At 69.8% G+C, this 23,990-nt stretch carries 14 protein-coding genes; 4 read left to right on the plus strand and 10 right to left on the minus strand.

Annotated features, from left to right (window positions below):
* Positions 1-6: 6 nt before the first annotated feature.
* The gene (locus tag ABZ434_RS08700; RefSeq protein WP_359133168.1) at positions 7-1,830 is read left to right on the plus strand and encodes a sugar-binding domain-containing protein; all 1,824 of its coding nucleotides are present in this window, start codon (positions 7-9) and stop codon (positions 1,828-1,830) included.
* Between the two features lie 50 nt (positions 1,831-1,880).
* Here the strand turns inward: ABZ434_RS08700 and ABZ434_RS08705 are convergent, their stop codons facing one another.
* From ABZ434_RS08705 to ABZ434_RS08715, 3 genes are all read right to left on the minus strand, one after another.
* Complete coding sequence (locus tag ABZ434_RS08705; protein ID WP_359133170.1) at positions 1,881-3,527, minus strand: RICIN domain-containing protein; 1,647 nt, start codon at positions 3,525-3,527, stop codon at positions 1,881-1,883.
* A 501-nt stretch (positions 3,528-4,028) separates the two neighbouring features.
* On the minus strand, positions 4,029-7,418 hold the full coding sequence (locus ABZ434_RS08710; RefSeq protein ID WP_359133172.1) for a S8 family serine peptidase: 3,390 nt from the start codon (positions 7,416-7,418) through the stop codon (positions 4,029-4,031).
* 255 nt (positions 7,419-7,673) lie between these two features.
* On the minus strand, positions 7,674-8,702 hold the full coding sequence (locus ABZ434_RS08715) for a helix-turn-helix domain-containing protein (RefSeq protein ID WP_359133174.1): 1,029 nt from the start codon (positions 8,700-8,702) through the stop codon (positions 7,674-7,676).
* A 166-nt stretch (positions 8,703-8,868) separates the two neighbouring features.
* Here ABZ434_RS08715 and ABZ434_RS08720 point away from each other — a divergent pair, with 166 nt between their 5' ends.
* A complete protein-coding gene (locus ABZ434_RS08720) occupies positions 8,869-9,990 on the plus strand; it encodes a PP2C family protein-serine/threonine phosphatase (RefSeq protein ID WP_359133176.1) in 1,122 nt (373 codons plus the stop codon).
* A gap of 97 nt (positions 9,991-10,087) precedes the next feature.
* On the opposite strand, the gene ABZ434_RS08725 is transcribed toward ABZ434_RS08720, so the two are convergent.
* Positions 10,088-11,143: a glycoside hydrolase family 11 protein gene (locus ABZ434_RS08725; protein WP_359133178.1), complete on the minus strand. Its 1,056-nt coding sequence runs from the start codon at positions 11,141-11,143 to the stop codon at positions 10,088-10,090.
* Positions 11,144-11,999: 856 nt separating this feature from the next.
* Here ABZ434_RS08725 and ABZ434_RS08730 point away from each other — a divergent pair.
* Positions 12,000-12,506: a DinB family protein gene (locus ABZ434_RS08730; protein ID WP_359133180.1), complete on the plus strand. Its 507-nt coding sequence runs from the start codon at positions 12,000-12,002 to the stop codon at positions 12,504-12,506.
* 120 nt (positions 12,507-12,626) lie between these two features.
* Here ABZ434_RS08730 and ABZ434_RS08735 read toward each other — a convergent pair whose 3' ends face one another.
* Genes ABZ434_RS08735 through ABZ434_RS08745 form a run of 3 tightly spaced genes read right to left on the minus strand, consistent with a single transcriptional unit; the run spans position 12,627 to position 13,449 of the window.
* Positions 12,627-12,827 (minus strand): fumarylacetoacetate hydrolase family protein, encoded by a 201-nt coding sequence (locus ABZ434_RS08735; protein WP_359133275.1) that lies wholly within the window; start codon positions 12,825-12,827, stop codon positions 12,627-12,629.
* The gene (locus ABZ434_RS08740; protein WP_359133182.1) at positions 12,749-13,234 is read right to left on the minus strand and encodes a fumarylacetoacetate hydrolase family protein; all 486 of its coding nucleotides are present in this window, start codon (positions 13,232-13,234) and stop codon (positions 12,749-12,751) included. Before ABZ434_RS08740 ends, ABZ434_RS08735 begins: the two co-directional genes overlap by 79 nt.
* Complete coding sequence (locus tag ABZ434_RS08745) at positions 13,141-13,449, minus strand: hypothetical protein (RefSeq protein WP_359133286.1); 309 nt, start codon at positions 13,447-13,449, stop codon at positions 13,141-13,143. The genes ABZ434_RS08740 and ABZ434_RS08745 overlap by 94 nt, the downstream gene beginning before the upstream one ends.
* Before the next feature lie 340 nt (positions 13,450-13,789).
* On the opposite strand from ABZ434_RS08745, the gene ABZ434_RS08750 reads away from it, so the two are divergent.
* On the plus strand, positions 13,790-15,910 hold the full coding sequence (locus ABZ434_RS08750; RefSeq protein ID WP_359133184.1) for a phosphocholine-specific phospholipase C: 2,121 nt from the start codon (positions 13,790-13,792) through the stop codon (positions 15,908-15,910).
* Between the two features lie 391 nt (positions 15,911-16,301).
* On the opposite strand, the gene ABZ434_RS08755 is transcribed toward ABZ434_RS08750, so the two are convergent.
* The 3 genes from ABZ434_RS08755 to ABZ434_RS08765 all read right to left on the minus strand — a co-directional run bounded on the left by ABZ434_RS08755 (position 16,302) and on the right by ABZ434_RS08765 (position 23,323).
* On the minus strand, positions 16,302-19,016 hold the full coding sequence (locus ABZ434_RS08755; protein WP_359133186.1) for a discoidin domain-containing protein: 2,715 nt from the start codon (positions 19,014-19,016) through the stop codon (positions 16,302-16,304).
* Entirely contained in the window at positions 19,016-21,922 is a 2,907-nt protein-coding gene (locus ABZ434_RS08760; RefSeq protein WP_359133188.1) for a family 20 glycosylhydrolase, read from the minus strand. The genes ABZ434_RS08755 and ABZ434_RS08760 overlap by 1 nt, the downstream gene beginning before the upstream one ends.
* 768 nt (positions 21,923-22,690) lie before the next feature.
* Positions 22,691-23,323, minus strand: a complete 633-nt coding sequence (locus ABZ434_RS08765; protein WP_359133190.1) for a LysE family translocator — start codon at positions 23,321-23,323, stop codon at positions 22,691-22,693.
* Between the last annotated feature and the right edge of the window lie 667 nt (positions 23,324-23,990).

Below are 23,990 nucleotides of genomic sequence, written 5' to 3' on the forward strand. Positions count from 1 at the left end.
GCCCCTGTGCACACCCCCTCCGTCCCCCGTCCGGAGTACCCGCGACCGCAGTTCGTGCGTCGCGACTGGCTCAACCTCAACGGGACCTGGCAGTTCGAGACCGACCAGGGGGACAGCGGTCTCGAACGAGGACTCCTGGACCGTGACCTCACCGGCGAGATCCTCGTTCCCTTCGCCCCCGAGTCCGAACTGTCGGGCGTCGGCGACACCGACTTCCTGGAAGCCGTCTGGTACCGGCGGCGGTTCACCCCGCCCGTGGAGTGGGCGGGCCGCCGGGTACTGCTGCACTTCGGCGCAGTCGACCACGACACCACCGTCTGGGTCGACGGCATCGAGGTGGTACGCCACCGGGGCGGCTTCACCCCCTTCACCGCCGACCTCGGCGACCTCGCCCCGGCCGGCCGGGAGGTGGAGATCACCGTCCGCGCCCGTGACCCGAAAGCCGGCCCCCAGGCCCGGGGCAAGCAGGCGATCCAGTACGCCAATCACGACTGCAACTACACCCGCACCACAGGTATCTGGCAGACCGTCTGGGCCGAACCGGTCCCCGATGCCCACCTCCGCCGTCCCCGCATCACCCCCGACCTGGCCGGCGCCGCCTTCTCCCTGGAACTGCCCCTGTCGTCCAACCGCCCCGGCCACCGGGTGCGCGCCGTCCTCAGCGACGGCGCGGGCGAGGTCTGCCGCGCCGAGACGCGCGCGGACCTGGATCTGGCCCCCCGTCTGCACCTGGCCCTCCCACAGGACCGGCGCCGCGAATGGAGCCCCGAGGACCCCTTCCTGTACGGCCTTCGGCTCGAACTCCTCGATGGAGCAGGCGATGTGACCGACACCGTCGAAAGCTACGCAGGCCTGCGCGCCGTCTCCGTCCGGGGCAGGACCGTGCTCCTCAACGGCCGCCCCCGCTTCCAGCGCCTCGTCCTCGACCAGGGCTGGTACCCGGACGGCCTGATGACCGCTCCGTCCGACGAGGCCCTGGTCCGTGACATCGAACTCGCCATGGAGGCCGGGTTCAACGGAGCCCGACTGCACCAGAAGGTCTTCGAGGAGCGCTTCCTCCACCATGCCGACCGGCTCGGATACCTGGTCTGGGGCGAGTTCGGCGACTGGGGCTGTGAGACCGGCGGGTCCTCGGGCGACAACCAGCGGCCCGACGCCTCGTTCGTCGCCCAGTGGCTCGAAGCAGTGGAACGCGACTACTCACACCCCTCGATCGTCGGCTGGTGCCCGCTGAACGAGACCTATCAGAAACTCCACGACCGCATCACCCAGCTCGACGACGTGACCCGCGCGATGTTCCTCGCCACCAAGGCCATGGACACCTCCCGCCCGGTGATCGATGCCTCCGGCTACTCCCACCGGGTCCTGGAGACCGACGTCTACGACTCGCACACCTACGAGCAGGACCCCGCCGCGTTCCGGGAGCTCGTGTCCGGCCTCGCCAAGGGGGAGCCCTTCGTCAACGCCCACGAGAGCGGGGCCGCGTACTCGCAGCCGTACAGGGGCCAGCCCTATTTCGTCAGCGAGTTCGGCGGGATCTGGTGGGATCCGGAGGCCGCCGCGGGGGAGTCCGGCAGCGACCGTACCGTCTCCTGGGGCTACGGCGACCGGGTGCGGACCGAGGACGAGTTCCACGAGCGCTTCGCCGGCCTCACCGGCGTGCTGCTGGAGGACCCGGAGATGTTCGGCTACTGCTACACCCAGCTGACCGACGTCTTCCAGGAGCAGAACGGCGTCTACCGCTTCGACCGGAGCACGAAGCTGGACATCGCCCGCGTCCGGGAGGCGCAGTTGCGGCCGGCCGCGATCGAGGAGCCGCGGGACGGCTGACGGGGACGAAAGCGCGGTGCCCGCCCCACCGGGGCGGGCACCGCGGTACCTCAGACCCGTTCGAGCCGCCAGAGCTGCGGCTGTTGGCCGTTGCAGGTCCACTGCCGGACGTCGGCCCCGGCCGTCCGGGACCCCTGGGCGACGTCCAGGCACTGCCCGGCGGACTTCACCACCAAGCGGTAGTAGCCTCGTCCGGCGTTCTCCAGCCGCCAGTCCTGCGCCGCCTGGGCATTGCAGTACCACTGGCGTACGTTCGCGCCGGGCGTGGCGGAGCCGTTCTCCACGTCCAGGCAGTGACCGCTGTTGCGCCCGGTGAGCGTGAAGTCGCCCCCTCCGCGCGCCCGCAGGGTCCACTGCTGCGGACCCAGACCGTTGCAGGTCCACTGCTGGACGTTGCCGCCCGCGGCACGGGAGTCACCGGCCACGTCCAGGCAGTGGCCACTGTTGGCGTTCACCAGCCGGTACAGCGCCCCGTCCACGGCTCCGGCCGCGTCACCGCTGCCGGTGAGCGGGCCGGTGGCCACGTACGGGCGGCAGACGGCGCCGTCCCAGTCGGTCGCGATCTGAAGCACCGTGCGGCCGTCGGCGGAGGGCAGCAGCGGGGAGCTGTAGTTCGGGCAGTAGGTCGCGGTCGGTGCCGGGACCCGCACGGGGGCCTCGATCTCGTACCACGGGCCCGTGCCGTTCTCCGTGTTGGCGAGGAGGGTGCGCCCGCTGTCCGCAGCGGGTGTGCCGTCGCGGTTGAGGAGTTGCTGGCCGACCAGCAGGATCCGGCCGTTCGGACCGCCGCCGGGCGCGGGGGCCCAGGCGATGGTGGGAGCGGCGCGGAAGTACTTGCCGTCCACGGTCTCCGGCCGGAACCCGAGTGAGGCGGGGTCGCCCCAGTCCCATCCGTCCGGAGACGTGCGGTAGTGCACGACGCACTGATACTGCCCGCCCGGATTGCAGATCTCGTAGCTCATGAAGTACGTGCCGTTCGGCAGCGTGCGCACCACGGGCATGCCCGGCCGGTCCGGTTCCCAGCCGCCGGCCACCGTGTTGCGGCGGTCCTGCCAGTGGATCCCGTCGTAGCTGCGGGCGGCGGCCAACTTCTGACTGTGGGCCGCATCCGTCTCGTCGGCGTAATGACAGACGAGGGCGCCGTCGGCGGCCACGGAGAACTCCGGCTCCCACAGCCCGCCCGTCCCGGTCGCGGCGGCGCAGGAGGACAGGTAGGACCAGGTGCGGCCCACGTCGCCGCTTCGCCAGATGCGCAGGGCCATACGCCGGTTCGGCTCGTCCTGCCCGGCCGATGCGGCCCACAGCAGCGTACCGGGGGGCATGGCCCCCACCTGGCGGGGAAGCTCGAACAAGGTCGAGCAGCACAGCCCCTGCCCGGCCGCCGACTCCGGGTCGGCGACCCGCCCCACCTGCCGGAACGTCGCCCCGGCGTCCGTGCTCTCGTGGATGGCACCGATGCCGTTGTTGCCGTCGAAGGTCACCACGCTTGCGAGGACCCGGCCGTTGGCGGCTCCGTTGTGCTCCAGCCGGACGGCCCGGGGATAGAGGCCGGTCCCGGTGCCCAGGGGCGTGCCGGTGGCCGCGGCGAGAGCACGGGAAGACCGGGCGTCCGGGGCGGAGGACGCGACGGCGGACGACGGTGCGGCCGTGGACGCTGCGAGCGACAGGCCCAGCACGACCGCCAGGACCGGCAGCACAGCACGTGCCGCCCCGCGGATGCGGTGACCGGCGGTCGTGGGGGAGGGCCGCGATGGGCGGCCGGCGGACGAGCGCCGGTTCCCGGAGCGGGGTGGTCGGTGCGAGGAGAGCACGGGAGTTCCTTCCTTGGGGACACGGAGGCGTGGCAGGCGGCCGGGATGCGGACCTCGTCCGTCGACGCTTCGGATTTGCTCAAGGGCGGGCACTACGGGCGGGAGTGGTCCATGCGGGCCTGCGAACGTGCTGACGGCGTCACAGTAGGGCCGCATGTACATCGATGTAAACAAGGAGGTGTCCCCTGTTGTCCCATCCGATCCGGGCAGTTGTCGACCTCGCCTGCCGACCGACCGCCGTCCTCCTGCTCTCCACCAGAAAGTCGCGGGCGATGGACGGAAAAGCGGAAGAACCCGACCGGTTCGGTCGGGTTCAGCTCGCCTGAGGCCGGGCGGCCCGCCGCTGGTGCGGGCTGCCCGGCCGTACCGCGTGAACGGGGGAGGTGACTACCGGACGTCGTAGGCGCGCGTGATGGTCTGGGTGACCGCGTTGCCGTTGGCGTCGGTGAAGGTGGCCTTCGTCGTGACCTGCTTGCCGGCGGCGCCGGAGTGGTCGAGGACCGCCGTCCACCTGCCGTTTCGCTGCTGGGTCGGCGCCTGGATCCAGGTGGCGCCGCCGTCGTAGGAGTAGGACAGCGAGGCGGCCTCGACCGCGCCCGGGGCATACCCGGCATGGCCCTCGACCGCCAGGCCGACCTTGATGCCGCTCTGCGCCGGCACGGTGTTCATGCCGTCGACCGGCACGTCGTACACCGGGAAGAGGATCGGCAGACCGCGCGAGTAGACGTCGGGCTCCCGGTGGGAGCGGAAGCTCCAGGTGGTGCCGACCGCGGTGGAGCGCAGCCAGTTCCGGTCCGAGGACGGGATCTTCTCGAGGTACTGGGTGAGCTCGTACGCGGAGTCCTCGTCCGGCACCTCGAACACGTCGTACGGATAGGCGCTGGTGGCGATCTGCTGACCGTCGCGCTTCAGTACCAGTTTGCCGAGGTCGCCGAACGACGCGCCGTAGGACCAGTGGTCGCCGGATCCGTCGTTCCAGAGCGCGGTCTGGATGCCGATCAGGTCGCCCTGCCGTTCTGCGGCCAGCATCGGCTTGCCGTCGGCGTCGCGAGGAGCGGCCGGGTGCAGAGGGCCGGCGTACCACTCCTCGGCGCCCCGCTGCCCGGTCCGGTAGGTGCGCAAGTGGTCAACCAGGAACGCGGCGAACGGGAAGCTGGTCATCGCGCTGTGGGACCACGCGTCCGGACCGGTCGTGTAGTAGGCGGTGCGGGTGGCGGGTACGTGGACCTGGCCGAACGGGCTGACGGGGACATAGGAGCCGACGCTCCCGGCGGGGCGGAGGAACATGGCGTCCGTGTAGTCGCCCTCCTTGCCCAGGGCCTTCCACGTCTCGGTGACCTGGGCCAGCCTGGAGTCCTTCGGCCGGTAGACCTGGTCGGAGTGGAGCGGACCCCGGGTCGGGAAGGACAGGTTGTAGATGTACGGCGATCCGTCCTCGGAGCCGGTCGCACGCCAGGTGGGCCGGAACTCGAAGTCGCCGTTCTCGGCCCGTCCGTCGACATCTGCGTAGAACTTCTGCACGCCACTGCCGGCCATGATCGATCCGGAGATCTGCCAGGTGTCGTCCCATGAGCGGGTGTAGCTGAACGTGGTGCTGTCCACCGACGAGGGCCGGTCGGTGCTGAAGCTCAGCCGGTGGGCCTTGCGGGCGTCGAGGACGACGGTGGTGTCACGGGTGATCCGAAGCTGCGGCTGCGCCAGGTAGCTGACCGATTCGGGTGCGTTGTCCGCGTCGTACGTCCCCACGAAGCTGCTGAGGGAGTAGTCGCCCGGGCGTACGCCGTAGGTCTGGTCGGCCGCACCCGCATTGCTGCGCCGCTCGCCCTTGTCGGTGTCGAGGCTCACGAGGTCCAGGGAGGAGGGGCCCGCCGCGGGCTTGCCGTTGCGGTCGATGAGCTTGACCCGGAGCGTGACCGTCTCCGGCTGGACATAGAGCGTGACGGGCACGGAGACGTGCGCACCGCCGCCGGTGGCCATGATCCGGCCGGTGACCGCACCGTACTGGCCGTCCTTCAGGCGAGCGGTGGGGTCGACGCGCAGCGGCACCTGAGCGGTGGCCCCCGCGGGCACTCTCACCTTGTTCTGCTCCAGCTCGACGATGCCGGAGCGGACCTCGCTGCCGTCGTTGCCGTGCACGCCGTCGACCTTCAGGCTCAGGGTGAGGTCGCTGCCGCTGGTGTTGGTGAAGGGCACGTTCACCGTGGTGCGGTCCGAGGCATCCTGCGGCCAGTTGTAGCTGCCGGCCTGGACGGCAGGTGCGGCGAGAACCTTCTGGTTCACCGCGCCGAACACGTCGAGGACCCCGCCGCCGGTCTGATCGGCGCCCGCTACCTTGCCGCCGGTGCGGGCGGAGGAGACCAGAGCGGCCTTGATCTGCTGCGCGGTCCAGTCCGGGTGCGCCTGGCGGACGACGGCAGCGGCGCCCGCGACATGCGGGGTGGCCATGGAGGTGCCCGACATCGACTGGTACGCGTAGACGCCGCGGCCCCCCGCGTTGGCTGCCGAGATGTCGACGCCCGGGGCGGACAGCTCGGGCTTGAGGGTGTGGGTGACAGCCACGGGACCGCGGCTGGAGAACGACGCGGTGGTGTCGTCCCGGTCCACGGCGCCGACGGTCAGCACGCCGGGCACGCAGCCGGGCGAGGAGACGGTCTCGGAGCTCGAGCCGGCGTTGCCGGCGGCGATGACGAACAGGGTGTGCGTGTTGCGCGCGAGCTGCTCGGTCGCCTGGGCCATCGGATCGCCGCAGTCGCCGATCGTGGGGTTGCCCAGGCTCATGGACACGACGTCGGCCTTCTGGTCGACGGCCCACTGCATACCCGCGATGATCCAGGAGTCCAGGCCGTAGCCCTGGTCGTTGAGGACCTTGCCGACGAGCAGGGACGTACCGGGCGCGACGCCCTTCTTGCGGCCGTCACTGGCCGCTCCGGACCCGCCGACCGTGGAGGCGGTGTGAGTGCCGTGGCCCACCCGGTCGTCGGTGTCGTCGGAGTCCGTGAAGTTCTCGGACGCGGCGACCCGGTCCACGAGGTCCGGGTGCCCGGCGTCCACGCCCGTGTCCAGCACGGCGACCTTCGTGTCCTTGCCGTCATAGCCGGCTGCCCAGGCCTCCGGGGCGTGCACCTGGGCGGTGGACCGGTCCAGTGTGGTCTCCACCCTGCCGTCCAGCCACAGCTTCTTCAGCGCGGACGCGGAACGCGAGCGCGGGTCGGTGATGTCCTGCCAGAAGGCGGCTGCTGTCTCCTTGCCCGCCTTCAGCGCGACGCCGTCCACCGCGGGAAGACTCAGGCCCCGCTCGGAACCGCGAGGAGCCGCCGGCGCGCTCCTGGCGACGTCCACACTCTCGCGGTACGTGGCGATGAGCGGCAGCGAGTCGGTGTGCGCGTCGTCGTATCCCTGGCGGATGAGCGCCGAGACGTTGAACAACTGCTCGTCGACCTTGCCCTCGGCTATCGCCGACGAGGCGGACTCGGGGTAGACGTAGAGGTCCTTGCCCAGCTGACGGGTCTGGATCAGCGGCTGCGTGCCGTCCTCGCGGGGCAGCACCACCGCGGAGCTGCGACCCGCGGAGTCCGTGGCCACCTGCACCTTGTCGCCGGTGACGAGCGTGACCGTGACCTGCTTGCCGCCCGCCGCAGCGGCCCCGCTGCCGATGACGGGTCGCTTCCCCGGGGCACCGTCAGCCGGCGCATCCACCGCCCCGGAAGGCGTGACCCCGGTGACAGCCAGGGCGGCGGCGGTTGCCGCTCCCAAGGCTATGCGCGTTATGGAGCGCATGAATCTCCCCACTTCATAGCGTGAACATGGCGTGCTGACGCCGCAGCCTGGCAGACAAGCGGAGGGCATGGTGACGCCCCGCGTGGCGGGTTGCCCGCATGTCGGTTTTCCGTCACGCGGACCCCCCTGTGCGTTCACTGCCCGGAGAACGGCACGCCCCGCCGACGAGCGGGAGCTCACGGGACCAGGCGGTCACCCCCGCCGCTGATCACCGGCCGGCGGAGGCGGACCGCCCCCAGAACCCGGAGGAAGAAGTCAGAGCCAACCCGCACGTGCGGCGTGCCAGCCGAGCTGGAGGCGCGAATCCGCTCCGGCGAGATCCATCAGGCGGCGCGTCCGTCGCTCCACGGTGCGTATGGACACGCTGAGTTGGGAGGCCACCCGCCGGTCGGAGATCCCTGCGAGCAGCAGAGCGAGGACCTCCAGTTCCCCTTCGGTGGGCTGCTGGTCGGCGACCGGCTCCGCGTGTACGCCCGTGGTGTCGGCGTACACGTGCCGGGCCTGAGCCCACTCCTTCTCGAAGAGATGCACCAGGGCGGCAAGCAGGCCGCTCCCATGCACCACGATGGCGCTCGGCTCGCCGCCGGAGTCCGCCATGTCCAGGGGAACCATGGCACGCTCCCGGTCCGACACGAGCAGCTTCAGCGGCAGCGAGTCGACCAGACGAAGCTTGAGGCCGGCTCGGATGGCCGACCTCACCTCCCTGGCCACGTCGGGACCGTCGAGGTAGCTCTTGGCGGCCACGACGCGGAAGTCGACGCCGCGCTCCAACGCGAAACTCTCCGACACGTCCGCATCATCGCGCGGGACCGCGATGGGCTCCCCGACGAGGAAGGCGAGCAGTTCGCGCTGCGCCCCGCGCTGCAGCTGGTGGAATCGGTGGGCGACCTGCTCCGCACCGACGACCACCTCCACGACGCTGCCGGCAGGGTGCGCCGCGGTACTGCGGTACTGCTCCGTCAGCATGGAGAACGCGGTCTCGGCCCGGTGCAGTGCGCTGCGCTGCTCGACGAGGAAGGGGGCCAGGGCCACGGACGGCGGTGTGAGCCGGTAACGAGCGGGCCGGGCGCCGGTCCCGTCGCCGGCGGCGTCAGGCTTCGCGTCCCCGGCTTCCTCGGCGACTGCCACCATGCCCCGCGCCGTCAGGTCGAGCAGGACGCGGGTCGCCTCGGCCGCATCGAGCCCCGTCTGCCGGACGAGGTCCTGCGCCGAGGCTGTCGGGCGGGCCAGCAGCGCGGTGTACACGGCCTCTTCGACGGGCCCCAGCCCCAATGCCTGCAGCATCCACTTCCCCTTCAGGCGGCCACGTCCCCTTCACCGGGCGGGCCGCACGTTCATCGGCCCGGCGCAGCCGGGCCACCGCGCTGGTGAGACCGTACGGCGGGGCGTGGCGGGCTCACGGTCGGGTCTGCCTAACGTACGGAGATGCACCAGCGACCCGGGAGGCCCTGTGCTCCGTAACCGTCCGACGAGGCGCACAGACGCCCTTGACGCCATCGAGCCACCGCCCAGGGCCGACGTAGTGATCGGCGTGGTCTCGGTGACCGTCCTGGTGATGCTCCTCGGCGCCCTGTCCGATTCCCCGGTATGGCTTCTCGGGCTCCTCGTCTTCCTGCCGGGGACGGCGTCCGCACTGTGCACCGTACGCCAGACGGCCTTCGTCGCGGTCTGGACCATGCTTGTGGTGATCGTCACCGTGCTGGTACGCCCGGGTGACGGGATCTCGTGGCTCGACCGAATCCTCATGGTGCTGCTGACCTTCGCCCTGGGAGCGGCCTCCGTCTACGCCTGCCACCGGCGTACCCGCCGCGAACACGAGATGCTCCGGCTGCGCTCCACAGCCGCGGCCATGCAACGTCACATCCTGCGCCCGATGCCACTGCTCACCGACGACGTCCTGGTCGACGGCCTGTACGAGCCGGTGCAGGAGGACCGGCTCGTCGGCGGTGACATCTACGACGTCGTCGTCTCTCCGTGGGGGACCCGGGTCCTGATCGGTGACGTCCAGGGCAAGGGTCTGGCGGCGGTCGGTGCCGCGTTCGCCGTCATCGGCGCGTTCCGTGAGGCGGCCCACCGGGAGCCGACCCTGACCGCGCTGGTCGACGCCCTCGACGCGTCCGTCGTACGGCACAACTCCTACGCGGCGCAGACCGGCGACGACGAACGGTTCGTCACGGCGCTCATCCTCAACGTCGACGCGCACGCCGAGGTCCAGGCCATCAACTGCGGTCATGTCCCCCTGCAGTTGCTGCACAACGCCACGGTCGTCACCCCCGTCTTCGGCTCCGGCGTCCCCCTTGGTCTCGCCGAACTCTCCGCCGAGCCCGCGACCGTCGACTGGTTCACCTTCCCGCCCGGCGCGACGCTGCTGCTGACCACGGACGGACTCACCGAGACCCGCGCCGCCGACGGCACGTTCTACCCCGTCACCGAGCGGCTCAGTGAGCGCGTGACCCTCTCGCCCACCGAACTGCCGCAAGCCCTGTACGACGACGCACGATCGTTCGCCGGAGAGGGAAGCCATCACGACGACGTCGCGATCCTTTCCGTCCGGCGCTCCCCGTTCCGCTGACTCCCGCGGCCGGGGAGGAAGGCGGCCCCAGGACAGGCAACGGCGCGATGCCCGAGGGGCACCGCGCCGGAGCGTGTGGGTACGCGGGACGCCGGGGTCAGCCCACGCCGCAGCTGCCGACCGACGGGGCCGGGCTGCTGGGCCCGCTGACGGTGAACCCGAACGACGCCGACTGGCCCGCACCCAGGGTGCGGTTGTGGCTGACCGGGGTCACGGTCAGAACGTTTCCGCTCCTGCTGGAGGTGCCGTTCCAGAGGGAGGTGACCGTCTGGCCGGCGGCCAGCGTCACCGGCACCTTCCAGTCCGTGACACCGCCGCTGCCGGCCTTGATGGTCACCTCACCGTTGAAGCCGTTGTTCCATGCGCTGGTGGTGCGGTAGGTGGCGGTGCAGGCGCCTGTCCCCGGAGGGGGAGTGGTAGGCGGAGTGGTGGGCGTGGTCCCGCCGCCACCCAGGCTGACGCTGGAGCTGCCGGTGCTCTGGTAGCCCTCCGTGGCCATGATCATGTAGTAGTTGAACGCCCCCATCGGCATCCCGGCCGCTTGCCAGGCGTCGAAGTGCGCGCCGGTGTTGATGGTGCCGCTGCTGCGCTTGCTCTGCCGGATGCTCCAGTACTGCTGGAAGGTCTTGGTGCCTTCCACGGAGGGCTGGTTGGTCCGGGTCGACTCGTAGATGTCGTACGTACCGCCGCCGTCGGTGACGGTGCCGCGCTTCGTGCCGGCGGAGCCGGGGTTGTACGGGCCGAAGTTCTCCACGATGTAGTACTCGACCAGCGGGTTGGCGGTCCACCCGTACAGCGCCAGGTAGCCGTTGCTGCCCGGGTTGAACGAACCGGAGTAGGTGACCTCCCGGCGGCTGCCGTTGCTCCAGCCGAGACCGCCGACCCAGTTGTTGGCGTTGCTCCACTGGCTGCTGTACGAGCCGGCGGTGTCCGACAGCGTCATGCTGACGGAGCCGGGGGTGTCGGTCCAGAAGGAGTAGTAGTAGCCGTTGTGCGTACCGGTCGCGTTGCTGGTGAGGACCGTTGCGGCGCGCGCCGTGCCGGGCAGCAGCAGCCCTGTCGTCCCTGCCGCCACCAGCGCCCCGGCCCCGCCGAGAATGAGTTTCCTGCGACTGACCTGACGTGGGTCGGAGTTGTGGGCAGTGTCGCTCATGCGTTGTTTCCTCCTCGCGAATAGCGCGGTCTGTGACCAAAAGACACGCCGAGCGCACGTCGGCGTCCATCGATGAGGTGACACAGCCCGGTCGTGCGCATTGCTGCACGGCCGGGAGCGACACAACAGTCGGGCCTGGCAAGGGAGTTGTCAACGATTTCCGCAACCTTTCCGAAATTCGAGCGCCACCATGGATTGTTGCCTCGCAGGTCAATGAGGCTTTACGTGGAGAAGTGAGAACGGGAGGCTGAGAAGTTCTCGATCGAGCGCTGTCGAAACTTTCGGAGGATCGAAAACTTTCGAATTACTTTCGGTGGGATGTGAGACGGCCGGCGTGCGGACCGTCGGCCGCCGGGTGGGGCGGGGGACTTCCGGAGAATTCGCGGGAACGGTCGCGTCGGGCCATTCATGCTCGATCCGTCGTGACCGGTCCGTTCCTGCGACCTGGTCCCTCACGTGCCGGCCGGTGCGCACGTTGCCGTTCGCGCTCGGGGCCTGCCGGGTGCTCCTGGTCGAGGCGGAGACCGTCCGGGCTCCGTCGGCTGCGGGGCGAGGGTCGCCAGGACCGTGGTGGTGTCATGGGTGAGGGGGATGCGGTCTCCGAGGGGGCCGGTCAGCAGCTCCACGGCTTCCCGTGCGACGGAGGCCGCCACGTGCGTGCCGGTGGAGGTTCCGGCCCACGGTCGTTCTCCGTCCGGGGTGATGGCGGGGGTCATGGCCGGACGGGTGGCGTCCTGGGCGGCTCATCGGCGCTGAATCGCTGTAGCGACCCGCCGGACAAGGAGCTGGTCGAAGCAGGTTGGTCCGTCGACAAATACCTGGACATCGAGCGCCGTGATCGGGGACGCTTCGCGCGATGACTAGAATCGACGACACCCCACCCGCATGGGACGAGCGCACCCAGCTCACCACGTTTCTCGACTACGCACGTGACACCGCCCGCGCCAAGTGCGACGGAGTGTCCGCGGAGAACGCACGCAAGGCGCTCCTGCCGGGGTCACCGCTGATGACCATGAGCGGAGTGATCAACCACCTCCGCTGGGTCGAGTACTACTGGTTCCAGGTGGTCTTCCTCGGCGAGGAGGACCGGGCCCCCATGACGGATGAGGACCCGGACCGCGAGATGCGTATCGCCGTCGACTTCCCGCTCACGCAGTTGCTCGACGAGTACGCCGAACAGAGCGCCCGCTACCGCGAACTGGTCGCCGGGAACGACCTGGACAAGCAGGCCGAGGGGACCATCCGCAACGGCCTCCGCGTCGACCTTCGCTGGATCCTCCTCCACCTCACCGAGGAGACGGCCCGCCACAACGGCCACCTGGACATCCTGCGCGAGATGCTCGACGGCACGACCGGCGATTAGATCCGGCGGAGCTCACGGGCGAGGCCGGATCGAGGCGACGGCGCCGTGGAGGATGTAGCCGCGCCTGTCGTCCTCCAATCGCCGTGAGGTCGGACGCTCTGTGGACCGGCCACACGACGTTCAGACGATCGGCGTGGAGAGGCTGCCGATTCCGTCGATCGTCACCGTGACCACGTCCCCAGCCGTCAGATATACCTGAGGTGTGCGAGCGCGTCCCACTCCACCAGGCGTTCCGGTGAGAATCAGGTCGCCCGGGTGGAGCGGCAGGATGGTGGAAACATAGGCGACCAGGTGAGCGGGCGTGAACAGGAGGTCCGCGATCCCGTGCTCCTGGACGGGTGAGCCGTTGACCGTGGTGCGCAGGACGCGGTTGCGGGATCGAATTCATCCGGCGTGACCAGAAACGGTCCCACCGGGGTCGAGCGCGCCCAGATCTTGCCCTGCAGCCACTGCGTCGTGCGGTACTGCCAACCCCGCATCGAGATGTCGTTGGCGACCGTGAATCCTGCGATGCAGTCACCCGCTTCGTTCTCGCTCACCTTGTACGCGGTCCGTCCGACGACGACGCCCAGTTCGCCCTCCCAGTCCATCGCGGGATCCTCCGGAACGGCTGCCACGGAGTCGGTGGGGCCGGTCAGGGTATCGGCGAACTTCGCGAAGAGGGGGGGTATGCCGGAAGGCCTCTGCCCATCTCTTCGATGTGGCTCGTGTAGTTGAGGCCGGCGCACAGTACCTTCGACGGCCGGGGGACGACCGTGTCCAGCTCGGCCCCGGCCAGGTGGTGGCGGCTGCCGGTGGCATTCCTTGCGATCTCCCGCCAGTCCTCGTTCGCGAGCAGAGTGCCTACGTCGGCATGGCCCGGGATCTCGGTGAGTGTCTCACCGTCCAGGCGGGCTGCGACCGTTCCGCCTCCGCCTCGGATGCGCAGGGTTGCCAGCTTCATTTCTCTCTTCTCTCTTGATCCTTGATCACTGCGCCTGTCCCTCGGCGGAGTCAGGCGTCCGCGACGGCCGGCTCGGGGACGACCAGGTCGAAGAACCCCCAGTGCGAGCCGGCGGGCAGCGTGCCGGACAGCATGCGTCCGCACTTCTGCGTCACTATGTGCGAGGAGCCCCGGTGCTGGCTTCCGGCGTGGCTGTCACGGAAGAAGCGCTGCAGCCTGGGCGGTTGGACTTTCCCGTACGACCTGTTGGAGGTTCACCGCGAAGCCGTGCGAAATCCTTCCCCGCGCCACCCGGCTTGATTAGCTTCCCGGCTGTACGACAGAACTCGGGAGGCTCATCTTGGCCACGGACATTTCACGGCGACGGCTCTTCGCGCTCGGCGGGGGTGCGCTCGGCGCCGCGGCGGCGGGGTCGCTGCTGCCGCCTTCGCTGCAGGCCGCGATAGCCGCGCAACCGGCACATTCGGCGGGGCCCGGAGGGCGTGACGGGCTCGGAGCCATCAAGCATGTGGTGATCCTGATGCAGGAGAACCGTTCCTTCGACCACTATTTCGGGACGCTCCGAGGCGTACGCGGCTTCGGTGACCGCAACGCCGTCGAGCTGCCCTCGGGCAAGCCGGTCTTCGAGCAGCCCGCACCGCTGGGCACCGCCGTTCTGCCGTTCCCGGTGCGCGGCGCCGCCGAGACGCAGAAGAAGGACCTCCAGTACATCGGCGCGCTCGACCACTCCTGGAGTGGCGGCGGCAAGGCGTGGGCCGGCGGGTGGATGAACGGCTGGGTATCCGCGAAGACGGCCGCCACCATGGCGTACTACGACCGCCGTGACATCCCGCTGCACTACGAGCTGGCCGACACCTTCACGGTCTGCGACGCCTACCACTCCTCCATCCATTCCTCGACCAGCCCCAACCGCAACCATCTGTGGAGCGGGAAGACCGGCAACGAGCCGAACGGCAGGCGGGCCGTCGGCAACGACGCGTACGACGAGGGCACCCACCCCGGATACGACTGGGGCACCTACGCGGAGCGGCTGGAGAAGGCCGGACACAGCTGGCGCACGTACACCGAGTGGGAGAACTTCACCGACAACCAGATCGAGTTCTTCGCCACGTTCAAGGCCATCGCCCGCAAGGCGCTGGTGAAGACCGGCGGGCACACGTACATGGAGTCGTTCTACTCCGCCGTGCGGGACGCGGACACAGCCGAGCGGGAGCGGCTGTTCGGCCTGCTGGAGGAGGGCGTCGCCACCCTGGACAAGTCCGAACGCCGCCTCTTCGAGCGGGCGTTGCGCCGGGTGGAGACCGGAACGCTGGCCGACGAGTTCGCCAAGGACGTGGAGGCGGGCACGCTGCCGGAGGTCTCCTATCTGGTGCCCTCCGCCGTCGACTCGGAGCACCCGAGCGTCTCCTCGCCGATCCACAGCGCGACGATCGTCTACAAGGTCCTGGATGCGCTGGGCAGGCATCCCGACGTCTGGCGGCACACCGCCGTCATCATCAACTACGACGAGAACGACGGCTTCTTCGACCACGTGCCGCCGCCGGTGGCCTCGCCCGAGGTGGCCGAGGAGCAGTGGGAGGGCAAGCCCACCGGTCTCGGCATCCGGGTGCCGATGCTCGTCGTGTCGCCATGGACCATCGGTGGCTACGTCTGCTCCGAGGTCTTCGACCACACCTCCGTGATCCGCTTCCTGGAGCGCTGGACCGGAGTGAAGGAACCGAACATCGGGGACTGGCGGCGCACCGTCACCGGTGACCTGACCTCCGCCTTCGACTTCTCGCGAGGACATCGCCGACCCGAGGTGGAGCAGCCGGGTGCCATTCCGCCGTTCAGCGGTCGCTGGTCGCCGAGGCCGCCGCTCGTGCAGCACATGCCCGTGCAGGAGCCGGGGGCGCGCCCGGCCCGTGCGCTGCCGTACCAGCCGGACGCGCAGGCCACGGTGGGGGACGGCGCGGTGCGGGTGGCCCTCAGCAACACGGGGCGCTCGTCGGCGCACTTCGCGCTGTATCCGTATGCGGGCGAGTTCCCGGTGCCGCAGCACCGGGACGTGAAGGGCACGGCGCAGTGGACGGTGCCCGTCACCGGTGCGGCCTACCGGTTCACGGTGACGGGGCCGAACGGCTTCCGCCGCGAGTTCGCCGGGTCCGCGAAGGACGGTGCCCCGGCCGAGGTCGAGTCGCGGGTCGACGCCCGTGAGCGCGATCTGCATCTCACGCTGCGCAACACGGGGCGGACGACGCTCACCTTCAGCGTGCGGCCACGGGGTTACGTCGACGAGGCGGACCTGCGCGACTGGGCCAGGACCGTCAAGGTCAAGCCCGGACGCAGCCGCACCTTGGTGCACTCGGCGGCCGACGCGCACGGCTGGTACGACCTGGATGTCACCGTCGACGGGGACGACGCCTTCCGGCGCCGGTTGATGGGGCACATCGAGAACGGCCGGGCGAGCGTCTCGGGCTGACCCGGGCCCGGTCGGCGGGCGCCCCTCGCCACCGGCGGCCCGCCGTTCCGGCATCAGACCGACGAACCGGTCGCGGCATAGCCTCACGGGTGCCTTCGCCCCGCGAACTCGCGCGTCCGCCTGGACGAAGATCCGGTCGACCAGCCCGCGTGAACGGCTGGACCGGGAGACCGAAAACGAAGCTCCGACGTCGTCCAGGTCCCGGACACTGGCGCCGTCGCCCGGTTCGTCACCGCCGTCCTCGCCGAGCGCCACGACGCATGGATCGCCTTGCCCCTGCTCCACCGAGAGCATGGACAGCCTCTGTGGCCCCGGGGCGGGTACTCCACCGGGGCCCGAGCTGGGCGGGATCACTCAGTTCGCGAGAGGCGCCGAGACGCCGAGTGGGGGGTCAGCGTGGGAACACCTGGACCTCCGCCAGGGCGAGTTCGTCGGTACCGGCCAACTGGACGCGCAGGTAGCGCCCGGTGCGGCCCTGGAGATCGATGGCCGTCGGACGACCCGCCTGCGCGGCCTGGTGGGACGACCACACGCCGGGTTCGTCCAGGGTCCCGGCGAGGTCGCCCGAGGTGAACGGCCGGTCCGAGACGATCACGTAGTAGTCCTTCAGACGCGACTGGCAGCAGTCGGCCCGGTTGTGGATCGCGACCTGGTCCAACGGTTGCGACTGGGCGAGGTCCACCTGCCACCACGGCTGTGCTTCGGCCTTGGTGTCGGAGAAGTTCGAGACGTTCCCATCGGCCGCGTTGCCTGCCGGGTAGGTCGCCGTTCCGCTTCCGACCCAGTTGGAGGACTGCTCCGCCTGCTTGTCCCTGGCCACGTTGACGGGCGGGACGGTCGCCCCCGCACTGCCCCGCGCGGTCGTCACCGTCACCTTCGACGGCGTCGCGCCGGCGGGGGCGGTGGCGACGAGGAAGCCGGAGGAGAGGACGGTCACCCGGGACGCCGGGGTACTTCCGAAGGCGACCTCGGTCCCGGTGTCGTAACCGGACCCGGCCACCAGGACGTCGACCGGCTCGGGGCCGGGGCTCCGCGTGGGGCTGTGCAGGTAGTCGATCGTGGGCCGCACGTTTGTCGCGAGGTGCCGGTACCGCTCCGTCAGGCCGACCTCGGCCAGGATCTTCGGCGGCAGGTCGGCGGCCCCCGGCTGGTCCGGGATCTCGTGGTTCCCCTCGGCCCGGGTGTCGATGGGCTCCGGCGGCGAGCAGTGGTACTCGCCCGTGGCGTCGGACGAGTAGTTGCCGGTGAAGTCGAGATGGCCGGTCGTCTGGCAGCCACCCTGGCCGATGGAGCCGCCCCATTCGACGTTGCCGCGCCAGTCGATCCACTGGGCGCCGGCGTCGTCGTACCAGGTGAAGTTGGAGTTGCCCTGGTCGTAGGCCACGTTGCCCTCGACCCTGAGCCCGTGGGCGATGCTCGCCTCCCGGTCGACGGTGCCGTCCGCCATGGTGTGCGTCCGGCCCTGGTGGCCTTCGACGTACACCGCGCCGCCGTCCTTGAGCACCTGCATGAAGCGGTGGATGAGGTTGTGACTGATGGTGTTGTCGTTGTTGATGTTGGTGGAGTTCTCCGGGTGCGCGGCATTGTCGACGTGGCCCTGGACCACGCCGGCCGTGATCCCGGTATAGGGCAGGTCACGCAGCTCGTTGTGGGTGACGAGGGTGTTCTGCGTGAAGAAGAGCGTGATGGCCGCGGCACTCGGGTAGTCCACGCCGATGTGGTGGATCAGGTTGTTCGCGAGGGTGTTGTGCGTGGAGATCTCGCGGTCGTCGGCGCCCACGTCCTCGGGGTGCGGGTCGGTGGTGTTCCCGAGGATGACGGCGTTGCCGGCGATGTCGGTGAAGGTGTTGCCCTCCACGTTGTTGTGACTGCTGCCGTACTCCAGAACCAGTCCCGCGGCGCCGAGGTGGCTGAAGGTGTTGCCTTCGAAGGCGATGTCGCGTGCCGCGGTGAACTGCACATTGCCTGGCTCGCGGCTCCAGGAACCGAAGGGGCAGGTGCCGGGCGGTGTGCCGAACGTGCAGGTGGCCTGCGGGTGCGCCGGGTCGTCACCGGTGATGCGCAGGTTGTCCTGCACGTCCGCGAAACCCGCAGGGCTGCTGGGGTCCAGCCAGGTGGCGTACGAGAACTGCAGACCGGAGAACGTGATGTTGCGCACCGGACGGTTCAAGGTCCCGGACCCGGTCACCAGCGAGGTCAGGCGCGGCACTTCGACGTCGAGCCCGTCCATGTCCTGCCCCGCGACGGGGACGTAATACAGGACGTTCTGCTCCCGGTCCAGGTACCACTGACCCGGGTGCAGGAGCGGATACGCGTTCTCGATTCGGGTGGGGGCGCGGCCCGCGGACATGGCGGGCAGCGATCCCGACGCCTGGTTGAACTTGGGCCGGCTGGTGACGTTGCCCCAACAGGCCTGCTGCATCGCGACCTTCGCGGCATCGACCGATTCGATACGGCACCGTGATTCGGTCCAGGGACCGTTGCCTCCGGTGTAGACGAACTCCACACCCCTCATCGCGGCCGCGCCGATCCGGTTCTTCAGCTGCTCGCCCCAGTCGGCGGGCGTCGTGGCGTAGCCACCGGGTGCGGCCGTGAACGCGAGCTTCTGCTCGGCCGGGGTGGACTGCGCGATCGGCGCGCGCACCCCGTCGACGTACACCTGCCGGGTGTCGACGCCTTCCGGTACGGGGGCCGACCAGATCCCGGCGCCCGCGTCGTGCAGCTTCCAGTCGGTCATCCGGACCGCGCCGCTGAGTACCGGATGCGCTCCGGGAGCCGCGGTCCAGGTGACGCGGCTGCCGGCCGAGCCGGAGTCCTCGGAGGTGAAGTCCAGGGCCTTTCGCAGCCGGTACGTCCCGTCGGCGAGCCGCACCGTGATGTCCCTGGCCCTGTCGTCGGCCTTCCGTCCCGCCAGCAGACTCCGGACCCGCTGGTGTGCTGTCTCGATGGAGCACGGCCGGGCCACGGCGCAGGCCGGGCCGGTCCCCTCGGGCGAGGCGTAGACCATCTTCGGCGGTGGCGCTGACGTGCCCTGGGCTGAGGCGTCCGGTGAGCCCGCGATCAGTACGGCAAGGGCGCTCAGCGCCGTTCTCGTGCGGTTGAGCATCAGGATCCCTCCTCCTCGGTGGCGATGGCGAAGACGTGGATCATCGGCGCCTTGGCCTGCAGATACCGGGGTCCGGCAGGGAGGCTGACCGATGCGAGCTGTTTGTCGGCGTCGGCGTCGACGCCGACCGTGTAGAGCCGGGCGACGCGCGAACTCTGCGTCCTTCCCTGGCCGTTGACCCGCCCGCCGTCGGCTGCGACGACTGTCCCGGCCGGCGGGGTGGCCGCTCCCCAGTCGGGCACGGTGATCCTGGACGTGCTGCTCGTGCCGTCGGTGTACGTGAGGGTGATGTCGCCGGTCAATCCGCCGGCCGGGGCGTAGGTCCCGGTGACCAGCAGCCCGACGCGTGAGGTCGTGCCGGAGAGCGGCACGGTCTGGCCGTGGGCGATTGCGTTGTCCTCGGTGCCGTCGAGTCGGCCGGGCAGGGCGAAGGAGAATCCGCCCGACCGGAGCTGTCCCCCCGCCGTGACACCGGCTGCGGCAAGCCCGCCCGCCGAGTAGCTGGACAGGGCCCCGTCGATGTTCCCGGGCTGCGGATTGCCGTCATCGGTGACCGCGATGTTGTCGAACGCCTGGTGCAGCGAGCGCAGGGGCACCTCGCTGACCGCGGTGGCGCGTATGAGGCCCTGGTCGCCCCGGGGGACGGCCGTGGCGGTCAGTCGGTAGCTGCCCGGATCGACGTCCGCGGCCGGGTGGACCTGGAAGCGCACCGTACGGCTCTTTCCGGCGGGTACGGCGAGGGTCCGGGCGGACGGCATGCCCGACAGGGCCGTGTTGGCGAGCAGTTGGTGGGAGCCGAGGCGCACCTCGACCGCCGGGAGTACCCGGCCGGTGGGGTTGGTGATCACCGCGGTGACGGTGTTGTCGTGGCCGGGACGGAGCGTCGCCGGTGCCTCCACCGCGAGCCGGACCGGTCCGGGCGTGCCCAGGAACTGCACCTCGGCCGTTACGGGCTTTGCCGAGGGGGCGCCCACGAACCGCAGCCACCGATACCTTCCGGAGCCGTCGATCGGCAGCGTGAGCCAGTCACGGGTGGGGGTCCATTCCACGGTCGCCAGGGTGTGGCAGCCGCTGTCCGGGCTGTCGGTGCAGCCCTGCACCTTGCTGCCCACCAGCGAGGCCAGATCGGCCGTGGAATTGCTGCGCGGGAGTATGCGCGCCGCGACCGGCTGGACGGCACCACCGGCACCACCGGTTCCATCGGCACCGTCGGCTCCGAGGTCGAGCCCGACGCTTGCGCCCGCGGTGGTCGCGGCGTACGCGGTCGTGGGGTCGCCGTCGAAGGCGGCCTCGACTCCCGCAGGGCCGACGGGGGTCCCGGTGACGGGGCGCGCGTCGGGGTCGGCGGCCTCGGGAACGCCGGGGGCGGTGCCGATGGAGTCCGCGTAGGCCTCGTAGTCCAGGTGGTTCGCCATCCGGGGGCTTCCCCACGCGGTGGAGGCGAGCAGCTGCAACGGCCGACGCAGGTAATAGAGCATGTACGCGTCGGGCATGGTGTACGCGCGGTCACCCCACTGGGCCAGTTCCATACCGAGGACGCGGTCGGAGCGGGGCGGGGCGTAGCTGCTGTAGAGGGCGTTGCCGTCGGGGATGTACGTCCCGTTGCCGCTGCCCGGGGCGTACGAGGGAACGACGTAGAGCCGGGAGTGCTCGTCGCTGACGACGACGTCGTAGCCCTGGTCGATGAAGGTCTGTTCGTCTCCGAGCCAGGCCTGGATGCGGATGGCCTTGTCGACGGTCACCGAGCCGCTGCCACCCGCCTGGGGCCACCAGCCCCAGATCTGCATGCGCTTGCCGAGGCCGGCGAGGAGGTCGTTGAGGTGGTTCTCGTAGGCGAGGAAGACGTCCTCGGTCTTCTGGTACCCACGTGCCGCCGCGAACTCGCCCAGTTCGGGGCACTGCTGCTGCAGGGCGGTCTGCGGTGTCTCGTCACCGCCGAGATGGATGACGGGGGAGTCGAACTGCTTGACGATCTCCTTGACCAGCCCGTCCAGCCAGGCGACGTTGTCCGGCTGGGTGATGTCGACGGTGAAACCGGGGTCGATGCGGCCCGGGCTGATCATCGTGTTCATCGAGGGACACGCCCAGCGGAGGGCCGGCCGGTAGCGCGCCATCGCCGTCGCGTGCCCGGGAATGTCCAACTCGGGCAGGACGGTGACGTGGTACCGCGTCGCGTAGTCCTGGATCTCCCGCAGGTCGGCGGGCGTGTACGACTCGGCGGCCGCTAGGCCGGGATAGCCGGGCAGGTCCAGGCGGAAGAACTCCGCGTCGGTGAAGTGCCAGTGCAGGGTGTTCAGCCGCATCCAGGCCTGTTGGCGGATGAGCTGCTTGATGGACGCCATCGACCAGTACTTCCGGGCGGTGTCGATCATCAGGCCGCGTTCACGTCGGGCCGGCGCGTTCTCGCTCGTACCCACCGGGACGGACGCGTGGTCCGAAGCGGTCTTGAGGATCTGCTCGACCGCCTGCTCCGCGTAGAACGTACCGACCGGCCCGGCGCCATGGAGCGTGACCGCGTTCTTGGTGACGTCGAGCCGAAACCCTTCACCCGCGCCATCAACCGCGCCGGCACTGCCCGTCGTCACGAAGATGTCGCCTGGGTGCGGAGCGTCCCCCCGGACCACCGGCAGCTTGGCGCCGCCGAGTTCGGCCACGTCGGCGGCGAAGGTGCGGGCGTCGGCCAGGAGCGCGGTGGACCGGTCCCGGTCGACGACTATCCGGGACGAGTTCTTGAGGGTGAAGTGCCCGTCGCCGGCCACCCACTTCTGCAGGGGAGGCAGGACCGCAGGTGAGCCCTGCGCCTCCATGGTTCTCGCGGGAGCCGCGGAAGCGGGTACCCCGAGGGTCCCTGCCGCGGCTGCCGCGGCAGCCAGTGCTGCCAGCCAGTACCTGAAGATTCGAACCACCTGCCACCTCTGTGTGTCGATGGTGTAGACCACTTGGTGGCGCCGGACGCTACTCCTGGGGGAGGGGCCGCGCCAGGCTTCGAGCAAGGTCGATCTCGATATCAACCCGATGATTTTTGCCTTCAAGAGTGGGATAGCGGGGCGTTATCGAGTAAATCGCCCTGGCCATGACTAGTAGAGGTGGGATCTAAGTGGGGCCGTCGGCAGGTGCTTGCCGTGCGGTGTCCGGCTCGGCTCACGCTCGTCGTCATCGTGAGAGGCCCACCCCCGCACCCGATCCTGGTCACGATCCGCGCCTCGGGCTGAGCACCCGCACGGCCCTGCCGCTCGCCTCCGCCTCACTGCGGCCGGGCGAGGCGGACGCCTGCCTCGTCGAGAGCAGCCGCTCACTCGCCTCGGTGGCTGAGGACGAATCGAGGGAAGACGGAACCGTAAAGGGCGGCTGCCGACTTCATCCATCGCGGCGCGGACGTCACGCAGCCGGTTGGTGCCACATCTGCAACGGTGCTCAGAGCGTGTTGACGACGTCCGGGAATGGGCAGGTGGAGCCGGGACGGGTGGCCTCGTGAACCATGCGCCGAGGGCGTTTCAGGCTGGCGACGGCTCGATAGGTCCGGTAGGTGACGGCCGCCGGCAGCACCGCACCCGGTCCGCCGGCGGCGGGCAGCCCGCACCGCGGGCCTCTGCAGCACGCTCTATCCGCGTCCGCATCCGGTGATTGCGTAGGTGGCCCAGGAGAGTTCGGTGATCAGTTCCGATACACCTGAATCACGCTGTGGCGGACTCTGCCGCGATCAGGCCGGCCATCCCGAGCAGCGCGACGCCGGTGGCACGGTCCAGTCGACGATGGGCCTGGCGGCTCATTTGCGCTGCCCTGATCACAGTGCCCGCAGCGGCGAAAACTCCGGCTGCGACTGCTTCCGCGACGAGATACAAGGCGCCGAGGACGGCGAGTTGGGCAGTGAGGGAGCCGTGTCCGGCAACGACGAACTGTGGCACGAATGCGGTGAACACCAGCACGGCCTTCGGGTTGCTGATCGCGACGAGGAACTCCTTGCGAGCCAGCGCGGTCAGGGTCGGCCTCACCTGCTCCGAGGCCTTCGCGATGGCGTCGTCCGGGTCGCCGCCCCGCCGGAAGCTGGCCCACAGGACGGTGATGCCCAAGTAGGCGAGGTAGACGACGCCGGCCCACTTGATCAGCGTCAGCGCCCACACCGACGCCGACAGCAGCGGCCCCAGGCCGGCCACGACCGCGACGACGAGGATGGCGAACGCGATGAGCCGTCCGCAGACTCCGACCATCGAAGCGCCGAAGCCTCGCACCATGGCGTGCCGCAGGGCCAACAGGTTGTTCGCTCCGGGAGTCAGCGCCACCAGCAGTGCCACCGCGAGAAACCCCATGATCCACACTGTTGTCGTCCTTCCTGTGGTGAAGTGCCGCTGGAGCCCCTCGGGAAGTTGTCATCCGGCCGAATCAGCCTCATGGCACCCATGGCTTCGATTCTGCAATCGGGCTCACGGGTAACCGGGTGGCCGCCGTCATCAGCTGATCAGCTGAAGCCGCACCGCTCGGCAACTCGCCTGCCCATGCTGTGATTTCACCGGGGCAGTCTAGTTCCTCGACATCTTCCGCATCCACCAGGACGACACCGGCGTCTGCGCAGAAGTAACCAGCGAACAACTGGGGCATTGACGCTCATCGTGCCCCTCGGCTCACCCATCTCTGGATCGTCAATACCCGGTCTGCTCTGTGCGGCACCTGCTGCCCGGCCCGGGCCCTCTCAGCCCTGACCTTGCCCGGTTCGAAGGTGACTACCTCACTGTCGAGCACCCGAAAATCTCTGTCGGCCGGAGTAGACATTGGGGGGTGGGCGTGACTATGGTTTCTCTCGTAGCCGAGATCGAGAAGGGCCCGGCAGAGATGAACTGCCGGGCAGGAGTACACGCAAGTGCACTTCGCAGGGCGGTGCGGTGGTGGAGTTTCGAAGCCAGAGCGGTTGCAGGACGGCGACGGGACTGACGACCGGACCGGGTGGCCCGCAGTGATCAGGGGCCGCCACGAGCAGTA

Origin of the sequence: Streptomyces sp. NPDC005761, assembly GCF_040630635.1 — a bacterium.
Classification (GTDB): Bacteria; Actinomycetota; Actinomycetes; order Streptomycetales; family Streptomycetaceae; genus Streptomyces.